Genomic DNA, 23,447 nt, shown 5'->3' on the forward strand with positions numbered 1-23,447 from the left:
CGACTTCGATTTGCACCTGCGCAGTTGTAGCGTTAAGGTGAGCCAAATTTACTACAAGCCCGATAGACCACCTGCTATGACCTTTTCACTTTTTGGCGACAAATTCACCCGCCATTCAGGCATTACGCGCCTGATGGAGGATCTCAACGACGGCCTGCGCACACCAGGGGCCATCATGCTGGGCGGCGGAAACCCGGCGCAAATCCCGGCCATGAACAGCTACTTCAGCACCCTGCTGGCCGATATGCTCGAAAACGGCAAAGCCACGGACGCGCTCTGTAATTACGATGGGCCGCAAGGCAAAACCGAGCTGCTCACCGCACTGGCGGATATGCTGCGCAACGAACTGGGCTGGGAGATCGGGCCACAGAATATTGCACTGACAAACGGCAGCCAGAGCGCGTTTTTCTACTTGTTTAACCTTTTCGCCGGACGTCGTGCCGACGGCAGCACCAAAAAAGTGCTTTTCCCGCTGACGCCGGAGTATATCGGCTATGCCGATTCCGGCCTGGAAGAGGATCTGTTCGTCTCCGCGCGTCCAAATATCGAGCTGCTGCCGGAAGGCCAGTTCAAATATCACGTGGATTTTGAACACCTGCACATTGGCGAAGAGACCGGCATGATCTGCGTCTCTCGCCCCACCAACCCCACCGGCAACGTGATTACCGACGAAGAGTTAATGAAACTCGACGTGCTGGCCAATCAGCACGGTATTCCGCTGGTCATTGATAACGCGTACGGCGTACCGTTCCCCGGTATCATCTTTAGCGAAGCGCGCCCGCTCTGGAACCCGAACATTGTACTGTGCATGAGCCTCTCCAAGCTCGGTCTGCCTGGGAGTCGCTGCGGGATTATCATTGCCAATGAAAAAATCATCACTGCCATCACCAACATGAACGGCATTATTAGCCTCTCGCCTGGCGGCATTGGCCCGGCAATGATGTGCGAGATGATTAAGCGCAACGACCTGCTGCGCCTGTCGAACGAGGTGATTAAGCCGTTCTACTATCAGCGCGTGCAGGAGACGATCGCCATGATTCGTCGTTACCTGCCGGAAGAGCGCTGCCTGATCCACAAACCGGAAGGGGCGATTTTTCTCTGGCTATGGTTTAAAGATCTGCCTATCACCACAGAATTGCTTTATCAGCGCCTGAAAAAACGCGGCGTGCTGATGGTGCCGGGCGATTACTTCTTCCCGGGGCTGGATAAACCCTGGCCGCACACGCATCAGTGTATGCGTATGAACTACGTGCCAGACCCGGAGAAAATCGAAGCCGGGGTAAAAATTCTGGCCGAAGAGATCGATCGCGCCTGGCGCGACGAGGCCTAAGCTCGCGCTCGCAGCCGCGCTGCGCGGAGTGTCACCGGGTCAAGACAGCGTAACGCATGAGTCGGGCAGGCCGCCACGCAGGCAGGCCCGCTCTCGCGATGGGCGCAGCGATCGCACTTCAACGCCAGCGCCCGCTCATCAACCCGCATCACCTGCATCGCCCCAAAGGGGCAGGCGATCACACAGCTTTTACAGCCGATGCAGCGCTGCTGCTCTACCCGCCAGATCCCCGCCTCGCGCTGAATGGCCTGCACGGGGCAGACGCTGGCGCAGGGGGCCTCTTCACATTGATGGCAGGTCACCGCCGTGGTGAACGTCGCCCCCTTCATCACCCGAATGCGCGAAGCAAAGGTCGCTGGGCTGACCGTCGTGCATGATTGATCTTCCTGATGCGCGACCACGCAGGCCACTTCACAGGTGCGGCAACCGATGCACTTTGCCGGGTCCGCGACAATATACGGGTTCATCTCCTGCTCCATCCACGTTGGAAAAAAGTCAGGTTGCCAGAGTGAACGGGGAAGCCGCCTTGATCCCACTACGGTAAACGGCGGATTTAGGGTTCTTGCCAGCAAAACTGGGAAATTGCCCTAAGGTCAGGCCGAATTAATGTGTTCTTTGCAGTAACGCCGCTTCCAGACGGCGGGCGTTAAGCCTGTATGTTTGCGAAAAATCTGGCGGAAATAGCCCACCTCATTAAAACCACAGCGGGTTGCCACCTCTTTAAGCGAAACCGCACCGTTAAGCAGCAATTTTTCCGCCGCCCTCACCCGCTGGCGATGAATGGCCTCCGTTAGCGTGAGATGGAACACCCGGCGAAAGACCCGCCCTAGATAATCGGCATTACAGTGAAGCTCTTTAGCCAGCTGGGAGGTGCTCAGGGGTAAATGGAAGCGGGTGCTAATAATCTGGCGGGCCTTCCAGGCTAAACTCACGCCGGCCTCATCGGGCGGCTGTTGGGGGCCGGCCGTAAGAGAGATTTGTTGTAAAATCAGCAGTAAAAGGTACTCCAGCGCCGGACTGCGCTGTAACTTCTCCTGCTCGGTAAGAAACTGTCTGAACAGCGAAATCACCGACGAAGGATCACCGCTTTTGCCGTGTTGATGCACTGCCAACTGCGTCCCCAGTGGCGATTGCAACGCTTGCTCATTCACATCAAAATGCAGCCAGTAAAAGCGTAAATCGGGGGGGAAATCCTCAATGCCCTGATGACGACGCTGGGGCCAGAGTAATAAGCTTTCTCCCGCCTGCACCTCGAAAACCCTATTCTCCTCCTGGATCGTTAATTTCCCTTTTTCGACGAAGATAATCTCCCACGAGGTGAGTTTACGCGCCGGGTGCCGGCCAATACCCCGGGAGATAAAGTACCCGCCATTCTGAACGCTAATCGGAAGTGTTATGGATAATTCGAGCATGGATATTCACTATCTCGCTGAAAATGGCCGTTAAATACGCCTTTTCCATTGATTATTAACAGCTATTCCCTTTTCTTCCCGATCGAAATCACACTTTGACGACGAAGTCGGAATCCTCACCTTTTTATACTTTTCCCTTCCCTTGTCGCCCCAGACTTTCAGTGCAGAATGAATGAGGTACCCCACAGTAACACCTATAAAAATTCTATTACCGAGGAGTTACCTCATGACTTCTACTTCGATTACGCAGAGAGATATCGCCGGGCAGGCCGCTGACGATCGCCTCTCTGTTCGCGAAAAAATAGGCTACGGCCTGGGTGATGCCGGTGGCACCGTCATCACCTGCCTGATCATGAATTTTTTGACCTTTTTCTATACCGATATCTTTGGCTTAACCCCCGCCCTGGTAGGCACGCTGTTTATTGCCTTACGCGTATTCGACGCTATTTCCGATCCCATCATGGGCGTTATTGCTGACCGCACCCAGAGCCGCTGGGGACGTTTTCGTCCGTGGCAACTGTGGATAGCCCTGCCAATTGGGATTATCGGGGTGCTCACCTTCACCGTGCCGGATGCCGGCATGGGCGTCAAAATCATGTGGGCGTTTGGCACATACCTGCTGTTATCGGTGGGCTATACCGCCATCAACGTCCCCTACTGCGCACTCATCAACACCATGACCACGCGCCACAGTGAAGTGATCTCCTGCCAGGCGTGGCGCTTTGTGCTGTGCGGGGTGGCGGGCTTTTTAGTCTCCGTGGGACTGCCATGGCTGGTGGCGGTGCTCGGTAAAGGTGATGCGGCCCAGGGTTATCAGCTTGGCGTAGGGGTGCTCTGCGCCGTGGCGGTAGTCATGTTCCTCTGCTGCTTCTTCTGGGTGCGGGAGCGCGTACCCCTGGCGCTGATGGGCAAATTTACCCTGCGCGAGCACCTCTCCGGGCTGCGTAAAAACGATCAGCTACTGCTGATGCTGGTGATGTCGTTCTTGCTCATCAATGTTTTTTAATATCCGCGGCGGCGGCTACATGTATTTCATCACCTATGTGCTGAAGGGCAGCACAGCTTATACCTCGCTCTTCTTCACCATGGTCACCTTCGCGGCGATCTTGGGCGCGGTGATCGTTAACTATCTCTCCCGACGTAGCGATACGGTCAAACTCTACTACTACACCAACCTGGTGCTGGCTGGGCTGGCGGTAGGGATGTGGTTCCTGCCCGGCGGGCCGGAACATCAAACCCTGTGGCTGGCGGTGATTCTCGGCAACGGCGTGATCCTTGGTTTTACCCTGCCGCTGCACTTCTCGCTAATGGCGTTTGCCGACGACTACGGCGAGTGGAAAACCGGTGTGCGCTCCTCCGGAATGAACTTCGCCTTTAACCTGTTCTTTATCAAGCTGGCCTGGGCCTCCAGCGCCGGGATCATCAGCCTGGTATTTATATTTGTCGCTTATCAGCCGGGCGCAGGCAACCAGACCGCTGCGTCATTGCAGGGGATCACCATGATGGAGACCCTGCTGCCGGCCCTGTTCCACCTGCTACTGGCGATCGCGATTCGCTGGTGCAGACTCAGTAACCCCATGATGGCGCGCATAGCGACCGACCTGCGTCAGCGCCATGTTCAGTCCTGAGGAGTAGAAGATGTCCATAATGGAACCCGACCTGCATAAATTAAAAATCAGTGACCCTTTCCTGGGTCAGTATCAGCGGCTTGTTCGCGATGTGGTGATCCCCTATCAGTGGGATGCCCTGAACGACCGGATTGCCGAGGCGGAACCGAGTCACGCCATCACAAACTTTCGTATCGCAGCGGGGCTGGAGCACGGTGACTTTTACGGCATGGTTTTCCAGGATAGCGACGTCGCAAAATGGCTGGAAGCCGTCGCATGGTCTCTGTGCCAGAAACCTGACCCCGAGCTGGAGAAAACGGCCGATGAGGTGATTGCTCTGGTCGCTGCGGCGCAGTGTGACGATGGTTACCTCAATACGTACTTTACAGTCAAAGCACCGGACGAGCGCTGGACCAACCTGGCTGAATGTCATGAACTTTACTGTGCAGGGCATATGATCGAAGCGGGCGTGGCCTGGTACCAGGGCACCGGTAAACGTAACCTGCTGGAGGTGGTGTGCAAACTGGCAGACCATATCGACAGCGTCTTTGGCCCGCATGATACGCAGCTCCACGGTTATCCCGGCCACCCTGAAATCGAGCTGGCGCTGATGCGCCTGTACGATGTCACTCAGGAGCCTCGCTACCTTGCGCTGGTAAAATATTTCGTCGAGGAGCGCGGCGCGCAGCCGCACTTTTACGACATCGAGTATGAGAAGCGCGGAAAAACGTCGTACTGGAATACCTACGGCCCGGCGTGGATGGTGAAAGATAAAGCCTATAGCCAGGCGCATCAGCCTATTGCCGAACAGCAGACGGCCATCGGCCACGCGGTGCGTTTTGTCTATCTGATGACCGGCGTGGCACATCTGGCACGCCTAAGCCAGGACGAAGGCAAGCGTCAGGACTGTCTGCGCCTGTGGAACAATATGGCGCAACGCCAGCTGTACATCACCGGCGGTATTGGTTCACAAAGCAGCGGCGAAGCGTTCAGTAGCGATTATGATCTGCCGAACGACACCGTCTACGCCGAAAGCTGCGCCTCCATTGGGCTGATGATGTTTGCCCGACGCATGCTGGAGATGGAAGCCAATAGCCAGTACGCCGACGTGATGGAGCGCGCGCTTTACAATACTGTGCTGGGCGGCATGGCGCTCGATGGCAAGCACTTCTTCTATGTAAACCCGCTTGAAGTGCATCCTAAATCGCTGGCTTTCAACCATATTTACGACCACGTGAAGCCGGTTCGCCAGCGCTGGTTTGGCTGCGCCTGCTGTCCGCCGAACATCGCCCGCGTGCTGACCTCGATTGGTCATTACATCTATACAGTCCGTGACGACGCGTTGTTCATCAATTTATACGTGGGCAACAGTATGGCGTTCCCGGTAGGGGACCAGGAGTTGCAGTTACGCATCAGCGGTAACTATCCGTGGCAGGATCAGGTCACTATCACCATTACCTCTCCGGTACCGGTGGAACATACCCTGGCGCTGCGCCTGCCGGACTGGTGCGATTCTCCGCAATTAACGCTGAACGGTGAGACGCTGCAAGGTGAGGTGCGCCAGGGGTATCTGTACCTCAATCGCCGCTGGCAGGAGGGAGATGCGCTGGTGCTCACCCTACCGATGCCGGTTCGCCGGGTGTATGGCAACGGGCAGGTGCGTCAGCAGGCGGGCAAGGTGGCCATCCAGCGCGGCCCGCTGGTTTACTGCCTGGAGCAGGCCGATAACGGCGAGGGGCTGCATAACTTAACCCTGCCCGCCGACAGTACATTCCGTGTCTTTGAAGGAAAGGGGATTTTCGCCCATAAAATGCTAATACAAGCAGAAGGATACTGCCGAAACAGCGAAGACGGCACAAACGCGCCGCTCTGGCAGTACGATCGCGCCCCCTGCCCACCGCAGGCACAGACGCTAACGTTTATTCCGTGGTTTAGCTGGGCTAATCGTGGCGAAGGGGAAATGCGGATCTGGGTAGACGAGGCATAAACCCGCCCCGTACGACGCGACATCTACCCCGCCGGGCGAACCGCCAGGCAGGGGAGCACCGCCAGGCGAATGAAGGATGCCCTTTTTCCTGGCTGCAGATTCGCATCATCAGAAGCGCCAGGCGAGCCCGATCATCAGCGTAACGCTATCGTCACGATCGATCATCGGGCTCTTTCTCACCGCATCAGGCAATGCAGCGTAGCGGGCGCTGGCGTTCAGCAGGAGTTGCGACGTAAGCGCATATTGGGCCGAAAGCCCGACGTAAGGCATCCAGCTGTCGCCTGCGGCGTACTGCTGCAGGCCGCTGCGGCGTGATTCAGAGGCGGATACGCCATAGTACTTATCGTTAAGGCTCTCATTGTAATAATAAACACCCGCGGAGGGCGTCAGAGTAAAACGCGCCATACGAACAGGCTTGAAATAAGCCAGTTCCCCCATTACGCCGCCGCTTTCGTCCCCGGCATCTGCCGCAAGAGTGAATTTAAGGCTACCCCAGCGCTCGTGGCGATAAAATGCGCCCCCCAGCATGGCAGAGGCCCGGCGTTTATCCAGCTGGCGCATGTGAGCGTCGGCATTATCGTCAGAGTCAAAGTGCAGCGGCATCCAGGAAGCGGTCAAACTCAGTTCGTTTTTCTCATCTTTCCAGATAATCCAGCCCAAAGAAGCCTGGCGCACATAAAAATGATGATCTTCATAGCTGACCAGCGGCACGGCAGAGAGCGTATCGCTATACCCTTTGTAAGGCGATTCATTATATGCAGCCCCCATGCCCAGGGAAAATTCTGCCGCCATGACGGAAAACGGGGAAAATAAAAGCGCGGCGAGGGTAAATTTATTTTTAAAAGCCATTCCATGCGTCCATTAATAATATTACGACCCGGCGCATAGTAATGGTTACAAAATTCGCGGTGCAATTAAGTTGTTTATATAATATTATATATGAAATCATATAGATGGGCGTTACCCATGCGCAAACTGCAGATCAAACCGCGTGAATTAAAGATCGTCTCGGTCATCGCTGCGACCCGCAGTATCGGCGATGCTGCCGCTCTGTTAGGCATGGCGCAGGCCAATGTCAGCAAATATCTCTCTGATTTTGAGGCACGGGTCGGGCTTAAGGTATTTGAGCGTACCACCCGCCATCTGGCATTGACTCAGTTTGGCGAATCACTGTTGCCTTACATTAACCGTTCACTCAAACAAAACGAGCGACTGATCAATTTCATTGGTGATTACAAGCACGAAAAGCGCGGAAAAGTGACAATATATGCGCCAACAGGAATTATTACCTATCTGGCTCGCTACGTAATCCATGAAATTAAAAATCTCGAAGACATTCATATTAGCCTGAAGACCTATAATCTCAGTACCAACGAATTCTACGAAGGCGTCACCTTCCCTGACGACTGCGATATATTAATTACCTATGCGCAACCGAAAGATGAAAACCTGGTCGCCAGCACCCTCACCCAATATTCCATTACTGCGTTTGCTACTCCGCAATATATAAAAAATCATCCGATTAACAGCCCGGACGATCTCATTAACCACTCCTGTATTCTTATCGATTCTATGATCGTCGATGACGCCAACATCTGGCGATTCCGCGCACATCAGAGCGACCAGATACGCGATTACAAAGTCACTGGTAACTATATTTGTGACAACACCCATGCGGCGCTCGAACTGGCGCGTAATCATCTGGGGATCGTCTTCGCACCAAAAGAGAGCCTGCAAAAAGAGATAGAGCAGGGTTTGATGGTGCCCTGCTTTACCCATCAGGAGGAGTGGTGGCTGGATCTGGTGACCATCTTCCGTAAACGCGAATACCAGCCACTCCGCGTGCAGTATGTGCTGGATGGCGTAATGAATACGCTGCGTAAGCAGATTGAGCAGGCCGCCGTGGGGCAGCCTGCTCAGGGAAGTTAAAACAGCCCCAGGGGCTTATCGGAATAGCTTACCAACAGGCACTTCGTCTGCTGGTAATGTTCCAGCATCATCTTGTGAGTTTCACGTCCGATGCCCGACTGCTTATAACCGCCGAAGGCGGCGTGTGCCGGGTAAGCATGGTAGCAGTTAGTCCATACGCGCCCTGCCTGTATGCCGCGACCCATTTTATAAGCCAGGTTACCGTTACGGCTCCAGACGCCTGCCCCCAGGCCATACTGGGTATCGTTCGCCAGCTCCAGCGCCTCGTCCATGGTTTTGAAGGTGGTCACTGCCAGCACCGGGCCGAAGATCTCCTCCTGGAAGACACGCATATCGTTTTTACCAAACAGGATCGTAGGCTCGAGGTAGTAACCTTCGTTTAAATCGCCGCCAAGCTGTTTGCGGCGCCCGCCGGTTAAGACATCCGCTCCCTCTTTTTTACCGATATCAATATAGTTAAGGATGGTTTCCAGCTGCCCGTGAGAAACCTGCGCCCCCATCTGGGTGACGCTGTCCAGCGGGTTGCCGCTGCGGATGGACTCTACGCGGCGAATCGCGCGCTCCATAAAGCGTTCATAGATAGACTCCTGCACCAGGGCACGACTCGGGCAAGTACAGACTTCCCCCTGGTTGAAGGCAAATAAGGCAAAGCCTTCCAGCGCCTTATCGAAAAAGGCATCCTCTTCATCCATCACGTCGGCAAAGAAGATGTTAGGGGATTTACCGCCCAGCTCCAGAGTCACCGGAATGATGTTCTGGGTCGCGTACTGCATAATCTGTTGTCCCACTTCCGTGGAGCCAGTAAAGGCCACTTTAGCGATGCGTTTCGAGGTCGCCAGATATTCGCCAATCTCGCCCCCCGCACCGTTCACCACGTTCACCACGCCCGGCGGCAACAGATCGCCAATCACCTCCATCAACAGCAATACCGATAGCGGCGTGAGACGCGCCGGTTTCAGCACCACGCAGTTACCGGCTGCCAGCGCTGGCGCCATCTTCCAGCTCGCCATCAGCAGCGGGAAGTTCCACGGAATGATCTGCCCCACCACCCCCAGCGGCTCATGGAAGTGATAGGCCACGGTATCTTTATCTACCTCGCTGATACCCCCCTCCTGGGCGCGAATACAGGAGGCAAAATAACGGAAATGATCGATAGCCAGCGGCACGTCAGCAGCCATGGTTTCACGGATGGGTTTTCCGTTATCCCAGGTCTCTGCCGTGGCTAACAGCTCAAGGTTTTGCTCCATGCGGTCAGCAATTTTAAACAGGATGGCAGCCCTGTCCTGCATCGAGGTTTGCCCCCACCGATCTTTCACTTTGTGGGCGGCATCCAGCGCCAGGTCGATATCCCGCTTGCCGGAGCTGGCGATTTCGCACAGCGGCTGTCCGGTGACCGGGGTGACATTTTGATAGTAATCGCCGTCGGCCGGTGCCACCCAGTCGCCGCCAATAAAGTTGTCATAACGGGCTTTTAGCTTAAGAGGAAAACCATACTCGCCGGGCAGAATGCGTGATGAGGGAGGATTGTTGGTCATGGCCATCTCCTTGCGTGAAGTGTCCTTCAAAGGTAGACCGCGGCGGTGAAAACAGCGCCAGCCAGCGTCTGCTTTGCGAGCCCCTTCACGCATTACCTTACTTTACGTTCCGTTTTTTGGTCTGAGCCATAATTAAGGTGCACAGGCTCATAAAGGAAGCGTAAATGCGGCTATTTATCGGTTTTGATGTCGGTGGAACGCACATAAAACATGGCGTGATCGATGAAGATGGTAACGAACTGGCGGAAGATCAATTTGATACGCCAGAAGATGAAGAGACCTTCAGGCAAAAGTGGCGCGAGGTGGTGCAGGCTTACCAGAAAGATCATGAGATTGCGGCCATTGGCGTGAGTTTCCCGGGCCATATCAATACGCATACCGGCAAAGCGGCTAAGGCCGGGGCGCTGGATTTCCTTGACGATGTAAACCTCTACGACCTGTTTGCAGAGCTTACCGATCTCCCCGTCACTGCCGAAAACGACGCGAACTGCGCGGCGCTGGGCGAACTGTGGCGGGGTGCAGGGCGCGATTATCAGCACTTTGTCTGCATTACGCTTGGCACCGGCATAGGAGGTGGCATCGTGGTGGAGGGCGATCTCTGGCGTGGTTCGCACTACCGCGCCGGTGAGTTTGGAGTGATTCCGGTCGGCAATAATGGCGAAGGGATGCACGAAGTCGCCTCTGCCAGAGGATTGATGGAGGCCTGTCGCCGGGCGCTGGCGGTCTCTGAGGAGGAGATGCCAAAAGGCGAAGCGCTCTTCAAACTGATGGAAAACGATCTGCATCTGCGGGAAGCGGTGGAAGAGTGGGCGCGCTTCCTCGCGCGTGGCATTTACAGCGTAATCTCGATGTTTGATCCGCAGGTGGTATTAATCGGCGGCGGCATCAGCGAGCAGGAGAAAATTTATCAGTTGCTCGACCGTAAGCTGCAATCCTTTGACGAGTGGGAGGCGCTGCAGGTGCCTATTTTGCCCTGTGAACTGGGTAACCAGGCGGGCCGGCTGGGCGCCGTCTGGCTGGCAAAACAGGCACTTTCCCGACGCGAGGCTTAAGGTTGCGGTCTATCCGCAGCAAAAAGCAGCGCATCGCGCAGCAGGTGGTCGTTCCCACGACGGCGGGTAAAGCCGATGCGGTTGAAGTACTCCAGGATCTGGATCGCCAGCTTGCGCCCCACGTTCAGCCGGTCACGGAAGTCGGCGGCGCAGGTGGACCCCCGCTCCTGATCCAGCTCACGGATCAAACTGGCGAACGCCACAATGCGATCATTGCGGTAGTAACGATCTTTGACGATCGCCGTAATGAGCCCCTGCTGCGCGGCCAGCCTCAGTATCTGGCGCATCTCCTGCTCGTCGGTCGCGGTCTCGCGCGCCAGATCGCGTACCCACCAGGGCTCATCACCAAATAGCCCTTCCGCCTTTTGCCAGATGGCGCGCTGCGCATCGGTAAAGCCGGCTTTGTGATGCGGCAGGTGCAGCCAGCCATGATAGCTGTGCAGATCCCCATTCTCGCGCATCCTTTCTATCAACAGCAGGACCAGGGCTTCATCTTCCGTTGGCAGTGACATACGCCGCAGGCGTTCACGGCCTGGCCCCGGCTCATCCTGGTGCTGATGATGGTAAGCGCTAAGCACATCAAGAATTTTACGCTGCCAGCGGGCGGCAATCCCGGTACTCAGCAGCATGGATCCGGCCTGGATAAAATCGGGATGACGCGTCAGCTCGCGTAGCCCTTCCTCACTGCGCTGGCGCGCCCAGGCGAACTCCAGCAGATTGACCGCCCCGCGCTCCAGATGCTGACGCAGCGCCGCACGATCGTCCGGTGCTTTCGCAAGCTGCGCCAGCCAGTGCAGATATTCAGGTTTACGTTTGCCACGGCGCGGCGGATGAAGGGTAACGACGCGCGCTCCCGCCAGCGTAACGCGTGCCGAGATGTCCCGCAGTACCAGCCGATCGTTATCAGCCAGCCACAACGGGTTATCCAGCACCAGCTCGGCCAGATCGTTTTCCAGCAGCGACACGCGGCCGGTCACGTGACTGGCCGCGTGGTGAATATGCAGAGGCTGCCACTGACTCAGGGACAATTCGCCCTGCAGGGCCACGATCACCCGCGTCGACGGCGCCGGCGGTGCGTCAGACAGCAGCCAATCGCCCCGGCTAAGCTCTTCTTTCTCAGCATCGCCCGCAATGTTCAGGGCAATACGCTGCCCGGCATGGGCCTGCTCCGTGGGCTGATTTTGCGCATGCAGACCGCGCACACGCATGCTTTTATTGACCCCGGTCAGCCAGAGACTATCACCCACCTTCACTTCACCGCTCAGGGCCGTGCCGGTGACCACCAGCCCCGCTCCCTTCACGGTAAAGGCCCGGTCGATGGCCAGACGAAAACGTTGATGCCCCGCCTGCTCGCGGGCCGGAAGCTGTTGCAGATGGTCGCGCAGGGCGTCAATACCCTGCCCCTGGGTTGCGACAGTGACAAACAGCGCCGCATCGCCAAATCCATATTCCGCCAGGCTAGCCTGCACCTCTTCACGCACCGCCGCCACGCGCGCATCATCAACGCGATCGGCTTTGGTCAGCGCCACGGTGAGCTGGGGACTGCCGGTGAGCTGCAGGATGTGCAAATGCTCACGCGTTTGCGCCATCACACCATCGTCGCAGGCAACCACCAGCAGCGCATGGTCGATACCCCCCACCCCCGCCAGCATATTCGAGAGAAATTTTTCATGCCCCGGAACGTCAATAAACCCCAGCACGCGGCCATCCGGCTGCGGCCAGTAGGCATACCCGAGGTCGATGGTCATGCCGCGTTTTTTCTCTTCCGGCAGGCGATCGGCGTTAATCCCCGTAATCGCCTGCAACAACGTCGTTTTGCCATGGTCAACGTGACCCGCAGTGGCAATAATCATTTCAGCAACATCTCCAGAAACAGGGTTTGATCTTCCAGACAGCGTAGATCCAGCCACAGCCGGCCATTTTTGATACGGCCAATCACCGGAACGGGCAGCGCCCGCCAGCGTGAGGCCAGTGCCTCTAACTGGCTGCCGCGTCCATCGCGCGGGGTGAACGTCAGCGCTGCGCCAGGCAATCTCTCCACCGGCAGGGAACCGCTGCCGGGCTGTGACAGGCAAGGCTCAACGCGCACCTCAAAGTCCGAATAGTGCGGGGCAACCTGCGCCAGAAGCGTCTCGCCCAGCTGATGTAGCGAGGCGGCATCACGGCTTAGCAGACGCAAGGTGGGCAGGCGTTCGGTCAGCTTCTCTGGGTGTAAATAGAGCCGCAGCGTCGCTTCCAGCGCGGCGAGCGTCATTTTGTCGGCGCGCAGGGCGCGCTTCAGCGGGTGCTGCTGCAATTTGGCAATCAGCTCACGTTTACCGACGATAATGCCGGCCTGCGGACCACCGAGCAGCTTGTCGCCGGAGAAGCTCACCAGGCTCACCCCCGCGGCAATCAACTCCTGCGGCATCGGCTCTTTCGGCAAACCAAACTGGCTCAGATCCACCAGCGAGCCGCTGCCCAAATCGGCAACGACCGGTACATTCATCTCCCGACCCATTTGCGCCAGTTCGGCTTCATCCACCGCGTGGGTAAAGCCTTCAATCGCATAATTGCTGGTGTGCACTTTCATGAGCAGCGCGGTATTTTCATTGATTGCCGCGCGATAGTCTTTGGCGTGGGTGCGGTTGGTGCTGCCTACTTCCCGCAGGCTACATCCCGCCTGCAGCATGACGTCCGGAATGCGGAACGCGCCGCCAATTTCAACCAGCTCACCGCGCGACACCACCACCTCTTTCTGTGCCGCCGTCGCCGCCAGCATCAGCAGCACGGCGGCCGCGTTGTTATTCACAATGCAGGCGTCTTCCGCGCCGGTGAGTTGACACAGCAGCTCTGCCAGCGGGCGATCCCGATGACCTCGCCCGGCGCCGTCCAGGTCGTACTCCAGCGTCACCGGCTGGCGCATCGCCTGGGTGACCGCCGCAACCGCCTCTTCCGCCAGCAGCGCACGTCCCAGATTGGTGTGCAGCACGGTGCCCGTCAGGTTAAATACCGGACGTAGCCCTGGTGGCGTGTCCGCCGCCAGCCGTTTTTCCACTTCCAGAAACCAGTCCCACTGCGGCAGCGCCTGCTGTTGACGAATAAAGTCGCGGGCTTCTGCCTGTAACAGGCGCAACGCTTCGACCGTGCGGACATGACCAAACTTCTCTACGACGGGGAGAAGCCTGGGGTCGCGAAGCAGACGATCGGTGGCGGGTAGCTGGCTGTAGAGAGAGTGCTGAGTAGTCATGAAAGTGCCTGGCTGTTGGGTCTCTTCCCCCCTCCCGACGGGAGAGGGAGTCAATATGAAGAGGGATTGTACAGCCTGGCGCCAGGAAGTGTTATAGGCGACATCACGCCTTTGGCGGTTCAGTGCGAGCGAAGCTTTCGCGCTGGAAGAGGGTTTCGGCCAGTTTGACCAGCAGTGGACGCTCGACGCACCAGCCCGGCGAGACGCGGCGGAAATTGAGATAACCAATGGCGCAGGCAATGGCGATGGTCGCCAGGTTAACGCTGTCGGTGGCCAGCTTGCCCTCGCGAATCAGGGTTTCGCACCAGTCGAGGCTGCGGCTGATTTTTTCACGCTGACGCAGCAACTCTGCTTCTGATTGCTGTGCGGGCGGGCGGGCCTGCTCACGCACGGAGGCCAGAGCCGCATCCATAATGCCGTCGGCCAGCGCTTCGATCTGGCGGATGTAGAGCGCCGCCTTCGGCTCGCGCGGCACCATCGCCGGGGCGATATCCAGCTTTTCTATGTATTCGGCAATGATCGGTGAATCAAACCAGTATTCGCCATCATCCGTCACCAGCGCGGGTACTTTGCCCAGCGGGTTGTACTGCGCCACGCCATTGTCGGCGTTATAGGGCTGTTCGTTGATGAACTCGAAGGTGATCCCCTTCTCCAGCAAAAGAATGGAGATCTTCCGGACAAAGGGACTGGTATAACTGCCGATAAGTTTCATTGCCTGCTCCTGTATGCCAACAAAAGGTTAAGTATGGCTCAGGCAAAGAGAAAAAGGCAGGTCACCTCCTTCGGTGAGATTACGGGTGCCGGGCAGAGATCATTCAACTCACAGATAATGTTGCTCACTTTCATACCGTTTAGTTCTCCCATGACAGACTCTGCGCCCGATCACATCCAGAGTAATCTGCATAAAAATATTTTGTGAATTTCATCACAATTAATAAACAAACCAGCGCCAGCATTATGTGACAAACCTCACATTTTTGTGCCGATTCAGCCACTTTATTGACCACTGTATTTTTTTTACACGTCATATTTGTGACACGGATCACGTCAATAATCTGCGCACCCCCTACATTTACGTGATTGAGATCACACAAAATTCCGCTCGCTGGACACCATAACGATTCAGTGCCAGATTTCACACATTCGAACAGGGCTGGGCTACCTCTGCCACCGCATTAACAACAAACCTCGGGCTACTAGCCTGCGTACACAGAAGAAGGGGTGTTTTATGTCATCCGATTTCAAGATCAAAGTTCAAAGCTTTGGTCGTTTCCTCAGCAATATGGTGATGCCAAACATCGGCGCGTTTATCGCGTGGGGTATCATCACTGCATTGTTCATTCCGACAGGGTGGTTGCCTAACGAAACGCTGGCAAAACTTGTTGGCCCAATGATTACTTACCTGCTGCCACTGCTCATCGGTTATACCGGTGGTCGTCTGGTGGGCGGTGACCGCGGCGGCGTAGTGGGTGCCATTACCACTATGGGCGTGATCGTCGGTGCAGATATGCCAATGTTCCTCGGCGCGATGATTGCCGGTCCTCTGGGCGGCTGGGCGATTAAGAAATTCGACGTCTGGGTGGATGGTAAGATCAAGTCCGGCTTCGAAATGCTGGTGAACAACTTCTCTGCGGGCATCATCGGGATGATCCTCGCGATTCTGGCGTTCCTCGGCATTGGCCCTGCGGTTGAAGTTCTGTCCAAAATTCTGGCGGCAGGCGTTAACTTCATGGTGGCGCACGACATGCTGCCGCTGGCGTCTATCTTTGTTGAACCGGCGAAAATCCTGTTCCTCAACAACGCCATTAACCACGGTATCTTCTCCCCGCTGGGTATTCAGCAGTCGCATGACCTCGGCAAGTCCATCTTCTTCCTGATTGAAGCCAACCCGGGTCCGGGTATGGGCGTGCTGCTGGCGTATATGTTCTTCGGTCGCGGCAGTGCAAAACAGTCTGCAGGCGGCGCGGCGATCATCCACTTCCTGGGTGGTATCCACGAAATTTACTTCCCGTACGTGCTGATGAACCCACGTCTGATCCTTGCCGTTATCCTTGGCGGTATGACCGGCGTGTTCACCCTGAGCGTGCTGGGCGGTGGTCTGGTTTCTCCGGCCTCCCCAGGTTCTATCCTGGCGGTACTGGCGATGACCCCGAAAGGCGCTTACTTCGCTAACATCGCCGCTATCTGTGCAGCCATGGCGGTCTCCTTCGTGGTCTCGGCTATCCTGCTGAAAACCAGCAAGGTGAAAGAAGAAGACGATATCGAAGCGGCAACCCGTCGTATGCACGACATGAAAGCGGAATCCAAAGGCGTAACCCCGCTGGCGGCTGGCGATGTCTCTAACGACCTGAGCCACGTGCGTAAAATCATCGTTGCCTGCGACGCCGGTATGGGCTCCAGCGCAATGGGTGCAGGCGTACTGCGTAAGAAAGTGCAGGACGCGGGCCTGACCAACATCTCCGTCACCAACAGTGCTATTAACAGCCTGCCAGGGGACGTTGACCTGGTCATCACCCACCGCGACCTGACCGAACGCGCGATGCGCCAGGTGCCGCAGGCGCAGCACATTTCGCTGACCAACTTCCTCGACAGCGGCCTGTATACCAGCCTGACCGAACGTCTGGTTGCTGCGCAGCGTCACGAAAGCAACGAAGTGAAAGTGCGTACCAGCCTGCAGGACAGCTTCGACGAGAGCAACGCGCATCTGTTCCGACTGGGCGCGGAAAACATCTTCCTTGGCCGTACTGCTACTACGAAAGAAGAAGCCATTCGCTTTGCAGGTGAGCAGCTGGTTGCCGGCGGTTACGTTCAGCCAGAGTACGTTGAAGCGATGCTGGAACGTGAAAAATTGACCCCGACCTACCTGGGCGAATCCATTGCGGTTCCACACGGTACGGTTGAGGCGAAAGACCGCGTGCTGAAAACCGGCGTTGTGTTCTGCCAGTATCCGCAGGGCGTACGTTTCGGTGAAGAAGAAGATGACATCGCCCGTCTGGTGATTGGTATCGCCGCACGCAACAACGAGCACATCCAGGTGATTACCAGCCTGACCAACGCCCTCGACGATGAAACCGTCATTGAGCGTCTGGCTAACACCACCAGCGTTGAAGAAGTGCTGGCGCTGTTGAATAAGTAAGTTCGTTCTCTTCCCTCTCCCCCATGGGGAGAGGGCTAGGGTGAGGGGAAAAGTTCCTCACCCCAGCCCTCTCGGGTAAAAACATTAATGAAGGTTAACACTATGAAAGCATTACATTTTGGCGCAGGTAATATCGGTCGTGGATTTATCGGCAAACTGCTGGCAGACGCGGGCATTACGCTGACATTCGCCGATGTGAATCAGGTAGTCCTTGATGCCCTGAATGCCCGTCATAGCTATCAGGTGCACGTGGTGGGTGAAAACGAACAGGTAGATACCGTGAGCGGTGTTAACGCGGTCAGCAGCATTGGCGACGAGGTCATTGACCTGATCGCTGAAGTAGACCTGGTGACCACCGCCGTTGGCCCTGTCGTCCTGGAGCGTATCGCCCCCGCCGTAGCAAAAGGGCTGGCCAAACGTAAAGCCCAGGGCAACAACGCGCCGCTGAACATTATCGCCTGTGAAAACATGGTGCGTGGCACCTCCCAGCTGAAAGGCCATGTGCTGGCCGCCGTGGCTGAAGAAGATAAAGCCTGGGTTGAAGAGCTCGTTGGTTTCGTGGACTCCGCCGTAGACCGTATTGTGCCGCCGTCTGCCTCCGCGACCAATGACCCGCTGGAAGTGACCGTTGAGACCTTCAGCGAGTGGATCGTCGATAAAACCCAGTTTAAAGGCCCCCTGCCCACCATTCCGGGTATGGAGTTGACCGACAACCTGATGGCCTTTGTCGAACGCAAACTCTTCACGCTGAACACCGGGCATGCTATAACCGCCTACCTCGGAAAATTGGCCGGCCATCAGACCATCCGTGACGCGATTCTCGATGAGAAAATTCGCGCTGTGGTAAAAGGTGCCATGGAAGAGAGCGGCGCGGTGCTGATCAAACGCTACGGTTTTGATGCCGAAAAACATGCGGCATACATTCAGAAAATCCTCGGTCGTTTTGAAAACCCGTATCTGAAAGATGACGTCGAGCGCGTGGGCCGTCAGCCGCTGCGTAAGCTAAGCGCAGGCGACCGTCTGATTAAACCGGTACTGGGCACCCTGGAATATGGCCTGCCTAACAAAAACCTGGTCACGGGGATTGCCGCCGCCATGCATTACCGTAGCGCAGAGGATCCGCAAGCTCAGGAACTGGCGCAATTAATTAACGATAATGGCCCACAGGCCGCACTGGCGCAGGTATCCGGACTGGATGCAAATAGCGAAGTGGTTGTGGAGGCGGTTAACGTTTACAACGCAACCAAATGATGCAGGAACTGGCGCAGGTCATCCTGCGCCCGGATAAAAGATTGTCAGATATGCAGGCAATAATGGAACAAACCCAGGCCTTTGAAAATCGTGTGCTTGAACGTCTGAATGCTGGCAAAACTGTACGAAGTTTCCTGATTTCCGCCGTCGAGTTACTCACCGAGGCGGTGAATATCCTGGTGCTTCAGGTGTTTCGCAAAGACGATTACGCGGTGAAATATGCGGTAGAACCGTTACTGGACGGCGACGGACCGCTGGGCGATTTATCTGTCCGCCTGAAGTTAATCTACGGTCTGGGCGTTATTAGCCGACCGGAGTACGAAGATGCCGAACTGTTGATGGCCTTGCGGGAAGAGCTAAATCACGACGGCAATGAGTATGGTTTCACCGACGACGAGATCCTCGGGCCGCTGGGTGAGCTACATTGCGTCACGGCTCTTCCCCCGGCGCCGCAGTTCGATACCAGCGATCCTGAGCTTTACGCCATGCAGAAGCAGCGTTATCAGCAGATGGTGCGCTCCACCATGGTGCTCTCTTTAACTGAGCTGATTTCCCGGATCAGCTTAAAAAAAGCGTTTCAGAAGTAAGCCTGCGCACATTGGTGTATCCTTCCCTGTAATCTCCCCCGTTTTTAGAGTTATTTGTGATGAAAGAAGTCGAAAAGAACGAAATTAAACGCCTGAGCGACCGCCTGGATCTGATCCGCCACCAGATGGCTGGCCTCTCGCTGGTTGAGTCTGCCGAGAAGTATGCCGAGCTGGAAAAAGAGACCGCGACGCTGGAAGCCGAAATTGATCGCCTGCGCGCAGTGAAAAACCACAAGCTGAGTAAAGAAGCGCAGAAGCTGATGGACATGCCGCACCGCCGCCCGATCACCAAAAAAGAGCAGGCTGATATGGGCAAGCTGAAGAAAAGCGTTCGTGGTCTGGTCGTCGTGCACCCGATGACCGAACTTGGCCGTGAAATGGGCCTGAAAGAGATGACCGGCTTTTGTAAGACGGCGTTCTGATAATTTCCCCTCCCTCTCTTCCTAAAGAGGCGAGGGAACTGCGCCTTTCTCCCCCTTCCGGGGAGAGGGCCGGGGTGAGGGCATCAGGCCTTACCCCGCCCAAAATTGGCCCAACCAATTCCCCCTTTGACTGTCCACTGGTTCACATTTCCATTATTTCCCATCACAAAATCGTTGCCCAACCATAACATCTGGTTAACCATTCATTGTCATTACCCCTACATCACCCTATTGGCAGGACCACTTTTACACGTATTGTGACGCTGAGATGAGCGCAGACTCACCGCGTACAGGGCGGGTGGTCCTCAGGAGACCTGCAATGAGCCTCTGGCAACAAAACTACGATCCGGCCGGCAATATCTGGCTATCGAGCCTGATCGCATCGCTACCCATTCTGTTCTTCTTTTTTGCGCTGATTAAGCTCAAGCTGAAGGGCTACCTTGCCGCGACCTGGACTGTCGCCATCGCCCTGCTGGTCGCGCTGTTCTTTTATAAAATGCCGGTCGATCGCGCGCTGGCTTCGGTTGTCTATGGCTTCTTCTACGGTCTATGGCCCATCGCCTGGATTATTATTGCCGCCGTATTTGTCTATAAAATCTCGGTAAAAACCGGTCAGTTCGACATTATCCGTTCGTCGATTCTCTCCATCACCCCGGACCAGCGCCTACAAATGCTGATTGTCGGCTTCTCTTTTGGGGCATTCCTGGAGGGGGCGGCTGGCTTTGGCGCGCCGGTGGCCATCACCGCAGCCCTTTTGGTAGGTTTAGGCTTTAACCCGCTCTATGCCGCCGGTCTCTGTCTGATCGTTAACACCGCGCCGGTCGCCTTTGGCGCAATGGGGATCCCGATTCTGGTGGCCGGTCAGGTGACCGGGCTGGACAGCTTTGAGATTGGCCAGATGGTAGGACGTCAGCTGCCGTTCCTGACCATTATTGTGCTGTTCTGGATCATGGCGATTATGGACGGCTGGCGCGGCGTGAAAGAGACCTGGCCTGCGGTGATGGTCGCAGGCGGTTCCTTCGCCATCGCTCAGTACCTCAGCTCCAACTTCCTCGGCCCGGAGTTGCCGGACATTATCTCGTCGCTGGTTTCTCTGGTATGCCTGACGCTGTTCCTCAAGCGCTGGCAGCCGGTGCGTATTTTCCGTTTTGCCGATATGGGCGCCTCACACGTCGATCAGACCCTGGCGCGTACCGGTTATACTCCAGGACAAATCATTCGCGCCTGGTCGCCCTTCCTGTTCCTGACGGCAACCGTCACCCTGTGGAGCATTCCGCCGTTTAAAGCCCTGTTCGCCCCAGGCGGCGCGCTGTATGACATGGTGATTAATATCTCCGTGCCCTTCCTCGACAAGATGGTCGCGCGTATGCCGCCGGTGGTTAGCGAGGCGACACCCTATGCGGCGGTCTATAAGTTCGACTGGTTCTCCGCCACCGGTACGGCCATCCTGTTTGCCGCTATTCTTTCTGTGGTGTGGCTGCGCATGAAGCCTGCCGCCGCGGTGCAGACGTTTGCCAGCACGCTGAAAGAGCTGGCGCTGCCGATCTACTCCATCGGGATGGTTCTGGCGTTCGCGTTTATCTCGAACTACTCCGGGCTGTCGTCGACGCTGGCCCTGGCCCTGGCGCATACTGGGCACGCGTTTACCTTCTTCTCGCCGTTCCTCGGCTGGCTGGGTGTGTTCCTGACCGGGTCAGATACCTCGTCCAACGCCCTGTTTGCTGCGCTACAGGCGACGGCGGCCCAGCAGATTGGCGTCTCCGACGTCCTGCTTGTCGCGGCTAACACGACCGGCGGGGTGACCGGCAAAATGATCTCGCCGCAGTCCATCGCTATCGCCTGTGCGGCGGTAGGCCTGGTGGGCAAGGAGTCCGATTTGTTCCGCTTTACCGTCAAACACAGCCTGATATTCACCTGTATGGTGGGCGTGATCACCACGCTACAGGCCTACGTCTTAACCTGGATGATTCCATGATAGTGATGCCCAGACGTCTTTCCGACGAGATTGCCTCTCGCGTAAAGACGCTGATTAAAGAACAACAGCTGGAGGCGGGCATGAAATTGCCCGCCGAGCGCCAGCTGGCAGCCCAGCTTGGCGTTTCGCGTAACTCGTTACGTGAAGCCCTGGCGACGCTGGTGAATGAAGGGGTGCTGCTGAGCCGTCGTGGCGGCGGCACTTTTGTGCGCTGGCAGCATGATGACTGGTCGGAACAAAACATTGTTCAACCGTTAAAAACGCTGATGGAGAACGATCCGGACTACAGCTTCGATATCCTGGAAGCGCGTCACGCAATCGAAACCAGCACGGCATGGCATGCGGCCATGCGGGCGACGGAGGCCGACAAAGAGAAGCTAAAAGCCTGCTTCGACGCGACGCAAAGCCCCGACCCGGATATCGCCTCCCAGGCGGATGTCCGTTTTCACCTTGCCATTGCTGAAGCCTCGCACAACGTGGTGCTGCTGCAGACCATGCGCGGTTTTTTCGACCTGCTGCAATCCTCCGTGAAGCAGAGCCGCCAGCGTATGTATCAGGTACCGCCGGTCTTTGCCCGCCTGACTGAGCAGCACGAGGCGGTGCTGAACGCCATTCTGAACGGAGATGCCGAAGCGGCGCGCAAGGCGATGATGGCGCACCTGGGCTTTGTCCACACCACCATCAAACAATTCGATGAAGATCAGGCCCGACAGGCGCGTATTACCCGTCTGCCTGGCGACAACGACACTACCAGGGAGACCAAAGCATGATTATTTCCGCAGCCAGTGACTACCGCGCCGCAGCGAAGCGCATCCTGCCCCCGTTCCTGTTTCACTATATCGACGGCGGTGCTTATGCCGAATACACCCTGCGCCGTAATGTAGAAGACCTGTCGGAAGTGGCCCTGCGTCAGCGCGTGCTGAAGAATATGTCCGATCTTAGCCTCGAGACAACGCTGTTTAACGAAACGCTCTCGATGCCGGTGGCTCTGGCGCCGGTGGGTTTGTGCGGCATGTATGCCCGGCGTGGAGAGGTGCAGGCCGCGGCGGCGGCCGATGCGAAAGGTATTCCGTTTACCCTCTCCACCGTTTCCGTCTGCCCCATTGAAGAGGTGGCGCCGACCATTAAGCGCCCGATGTGGTTCCAGCTGTATGTCCTGCGCGATCGCGGTTTTATGCGCAACGCGCTGGAGCGCGCTAAAGCGGCGGGCTGTTCGACGCTGGTCTTTACGGTGGATATGCCCACCCCCGGCGCGCGCTACCGTGATGCCCACTCAGGTATGAGCGGCGCCAATGCAGCGATGCGTCGCTACTGGCAGGCTGTAACCCATCCTCAGTGGGCATGGGATGTGGGGCTTAACGGCCGTCCACACGATCTGGGGAATATCTCTACCTATCTGGGGAAACCCACCGGGCTGGAGGATTACATCGGCTGGCTGGCGAATAACTTCGATCCCTCCATCTCCTGGAAAGACCTGGAGTGGATCCGTGAATTCTGGGACGGCCCGATGGTGATCAAAGGGATCCTCGATCCGGAAGATGCCCTCGATGCGGTCCGTTTTGGTGCCGATGGCATTGTGGTCTCTAACCACGGTGGCCGCCAGCTGGATGGGGTGCTCTCTTCAGCACGGGCATTGCCTGCCATTGCCGACGCGGTGAAAGGGGATATCGCCATCCTGGCCGACAGTGGCATCCGCAACGGGCTGGATGTGGTACGCATGATTGCGCTGGGCGCAGACAGCGTGCTGCTGGGGCGCGCTTATCTCTATGCGCTGGCGACGCACGGCCAGGCGGGCGTGGCGAATCTGCTGAACCTGATCGAGAAAGAGATGAGGGTGGCGATGACGCTAACCGGCGCGAGGTCGATTAGTGAGATCAGCAAAGACTCTCTGGTGCAAGAGTTGAGTAAGCTTCCGGCTGCACTGGCCCCCTTGTCGCAGGGCGACGCGGCGTAGTGAAAATGCTATCCTGCCCCCCGCAAATAAGGGGGCAGTCA

The 23,447-nt window shown here is 56.7% G+C and carries 18 protein-coding genes and 1 pseudogene; 12 read left to right on the forward strand and 7 right to left on the reverse strand.

The annotated features are described in order from the left end of the window. Positions 1 to 76: 76 nt before the first annotated feature. A complete protein-coding gene (gene avtA, locus B3511_RS02240) occupies positions 77 to 1,330 on the forward strand; it encodes a valine--pyruvate transaminase (protein ID WP_207292755.1) in 1,254 nt (417 codons plus the stop codon). Here avtA and B3511_RS02245 read toward each other — a convergent pair. Both B3511_RS02245 and B3511_RS02250 read right to left on the reverse strand, forming a co-directional pair. After that, entirely contained in the window at positions 1,327 to 1,797 is a 471-nt protein-coding gene (locus tag B3511_RS02245; protein WP_286772296.1) for a 4Fe-4S dicluster domain-containing protein, read from the reverse strand. The genes avtA and B3511_RS02245 overlap by 4 nt on opposite strands. A 126-nt stretch (positions 1,798 to 1,923) precedes the next feature. After that, positions 1,924 to 2,742, reverse strand: a complete 819-nt coding sequence (locus tag B3511_RS02250; RefSeq protein ID WP_286772297.1) for an AraC family transcriptional regulator — start codon at positions 2,740 to 2,742, stop codon at positions 1,924 to 1,926. 226 nt (positions 2,743 to 2,968) lie between these two features. Between B3511_RS02250 and B3511_RS02255 the strand changes: the two are divergent. Together B3511_RS02255 and B3511_RS02260 are read left to right on the forward strand one after the other, a co-directional pair. After that, positions 2,969 to 4,370 (forward strand): annotated as a pseudogene (locus tag B3511_RS02255) (MFS transporter). A gap of 10 nt (positions 4,371 to 4,380) precedes the next feature. Further along, positions 4,381 to 6,336, forward strand: a complete 1,956-nt coding sequence (locus tag B3511_RS02260) for a glycoside hydrolase family 127 protein (protein WP_286772298.1) — start codon at positions 4,381 to 4,383, stop codon at positions 6,334 to 6,336. Positions 6,337 to 6,444: 108 nt separating this feature from the next. Here B3511_RS02260 and B3511_RS02265 read toward each other — a convergent pair whose 3' ends face one another. Further along, entirely contained in the window at positions 6,445 to 7,185 is a 741-nt protein-coding gene (locus B3511_RS02265) for a MipA/OmpV family protein (protein ID WP_286772299.1), read from the reverse strand. 117 nt (positions 7,186 to 7,302) lie between these two features. Here B3511_RS02265 and B3511_RS02270 point away from each other — a divergent pair, with 117 nt between their 5' ends. After that, positions 7,303 to 8,265, forward strand: a complete 963-nt coding sequence (locus B3511_RS02270) for a LysR family transcriptional regulator (protein ID WP_286772300.1) — start codon at positions 7,303 to 7,305, stop codon at positions 8,263 to 8,265. Here the strand turns inward: B3511_RS02270 and aldB are convergent. Continuing rightward, positions 8,262 to 9,800, reverse strand: a complete 1,539-nt coding sequence (gene aldB, locus B3511_RS02275) for an aldehyde dehydrogenase AldB (RefSeq protein ID WP_286772301.1) — start codon at positions 9,798 to 9,800, stop codon at positions 8,262 to 8,264. The two genes, B3511_RS02270 and aldB, sit on opposite strands and share 4 nt — an antisense overlap. A gap of 164 nt (positions 9,801 to 9,964) precedes the next feature. On the opposite strand from aldB, the gene B3511_RS02280 reads away from it, so the two are divergent. Further along, entirely contained in the window at positions 9,965 to 10,852 is an 888-nt protein-coding gene (locus tag B3511_RS02280) for an ROK family protein (protein ID WP_046886282.1), read from the forward strand. Here the strand turns inward: B3511_RS02280 and selB are convergent. From selB to B3511_RS02295, 3 genes are all read right to left on the reverse strand, one after another. Next, a complete protein-coding gene (gene selB, locus B3511_RS02285) occupies positions 10,849 to 12,705 on the reverse strand; it encodes a selenocysteine-specific translation elongation factor (RefSeq protein ID WP_286772302.1) in 1,857 nt (618 codons plus the stop codon). The two genes, B3511_RS02280 and selB, sit on opposite strands and share 4 nt — an antisense overlap. Further along, the gene (selA, locus tag B3511_RS02290) at positions 12,702 to 14,081 is read right to left on the reverse strand and encodes an L-seryl-tRNA(Sec) selenium transferase (protein WP_286772303.1); all 1,380 of its coding nucleotides are present in this window, start codon (positions 14,079 to 14,081) and stop codon (positions 12,702 to 12,704) included. The genes selB and selA overlap by 4 nt, the downstream gene beginning before the upstream one ends. A 103-nt stretch (positions 14,082 to 14,184) precedes the next feature. After that, on the reverse strand, positions 14,185 to 14,793 hold the full coding sequence (locus tag B3511_RS02295) for a glutathione S-transferase (RefSeq protein WP_040077873.1): 609 nt from the start codon (positions 14,791 to 14,793) through the stop codon (positions 14,185 to 14,187). A 516-nt stretch (positions 14,794 to 15,309) separates the two neighbouring features. On the opposite strand from B3511_RS02295, the gene B3511_RS02300 reads away from it, so the two are divergent. The 7 genes from B3511_RS02300 to lldD all read left to right on the forward strand — a co-directional run bounded on the left by B3511_RS02300 (position 15,310) and on the right by lldD (position 23,406). After that, positions 15,310 to 17,217: a PTS mannitol transporter subunit IICBA gene (locus tag B3511_RS02300; protein ID WP_286772304.1), complete on the forward strand. Its 1,908-nt coding sequence runs from the start codon at positions 15,310 to 15,312 to the stop codon at positions 17,215 to 17,217. A gap of 87 nt (positions 17,218 to 17,304) precedes the next feature. Continuing rightward, entirely contained in the window at positions 17,305 to 18,468 is a 1,164-nt protein-coding gene (gene mtlD / locus B3511_RS02305; protein WP_286772305.1) for a mannitol-1-phosphate 5-dehydrogenase, read from the forward strand. Then, positions 18,465 to 19,055, forward strand: coding sequence for a mannitol operon repressor MtlR (gene mtlR, locus B3511_RS02310; protein ID WP_040077870.1), 591 nt, complete (start codon positions 18,465 to 18,467; stop codon positions 19,053 to 19,055). Before mtlD ends, mtlR begins: the two co-directional genes overlap by 4 nt. A 59-nt stretch (positions 19,056 to 19,114) precedes the next feature. Beyond that, positions 19,115 to 19,477, forward strand: a complete 363-nt coding sequence (locus B3511_RS02315) for a YibL family ribosome-associated protein (protein ID WP_046886287.1) — start codon at positions 19,115 to 19,117, stop codon at positions 19,475 to 19,477. Positions 19,478 to 19,796: 319 nt separating this feature from the next. Then, positions 19,797 to 21,452, forward strand: coding sequence for an L-lactate permease (gene lldP / locus B3511_RS02320; protein ID WP_040077868.1), 1,656 nt, complete (start codon positions 19,797 to 19,799; stop codon positions 21,450 to 21,452). Continuing rightward, positions 21,449 to 22,222 carry a transcriptional regulator LldR gene (gene lldR / locus B3511_RS02325; RefSeq protein ID WP_040077867.1) on the forward strand — a complete coding sequence of 258 codons (774 nt, stop codon included), beginning with the start codon at positions 21,449 to 21,451 and terminating at the stop codon, positions 22,220 to 22,222. The genes lldP and lldR overlap by 4 nt, the downstream gene beginning before the upstream one ends. Then, positions 22,219 to 23,406, forward strand: a complete 1,188-nt coding sequence (gene lldD, locus B3511_RS02330) for an FMN-dependent L-lactate dehydrogenase LldD (protein ID WP_286772306.1) — start codon at positions 22,219 to 22,221, stop codon at positions 23,404 to 23,406. The genes lldR and lldD overlap by 4 nt, the downstream gene beginning before the upstream one ends. Positions 23,407 to 23,447 lie beyond the last annotated feature (41 nt).

Source organism: Leclercia sp. UBA1284 (genome assembly GCF_002308415.1).
GTDB lineage: Bacteria > Pseudomonadota > Gammaproteobacteria > Enterobacterales > Enterobacteriaceae > Enterobacter > Enterobacter pneumoniae.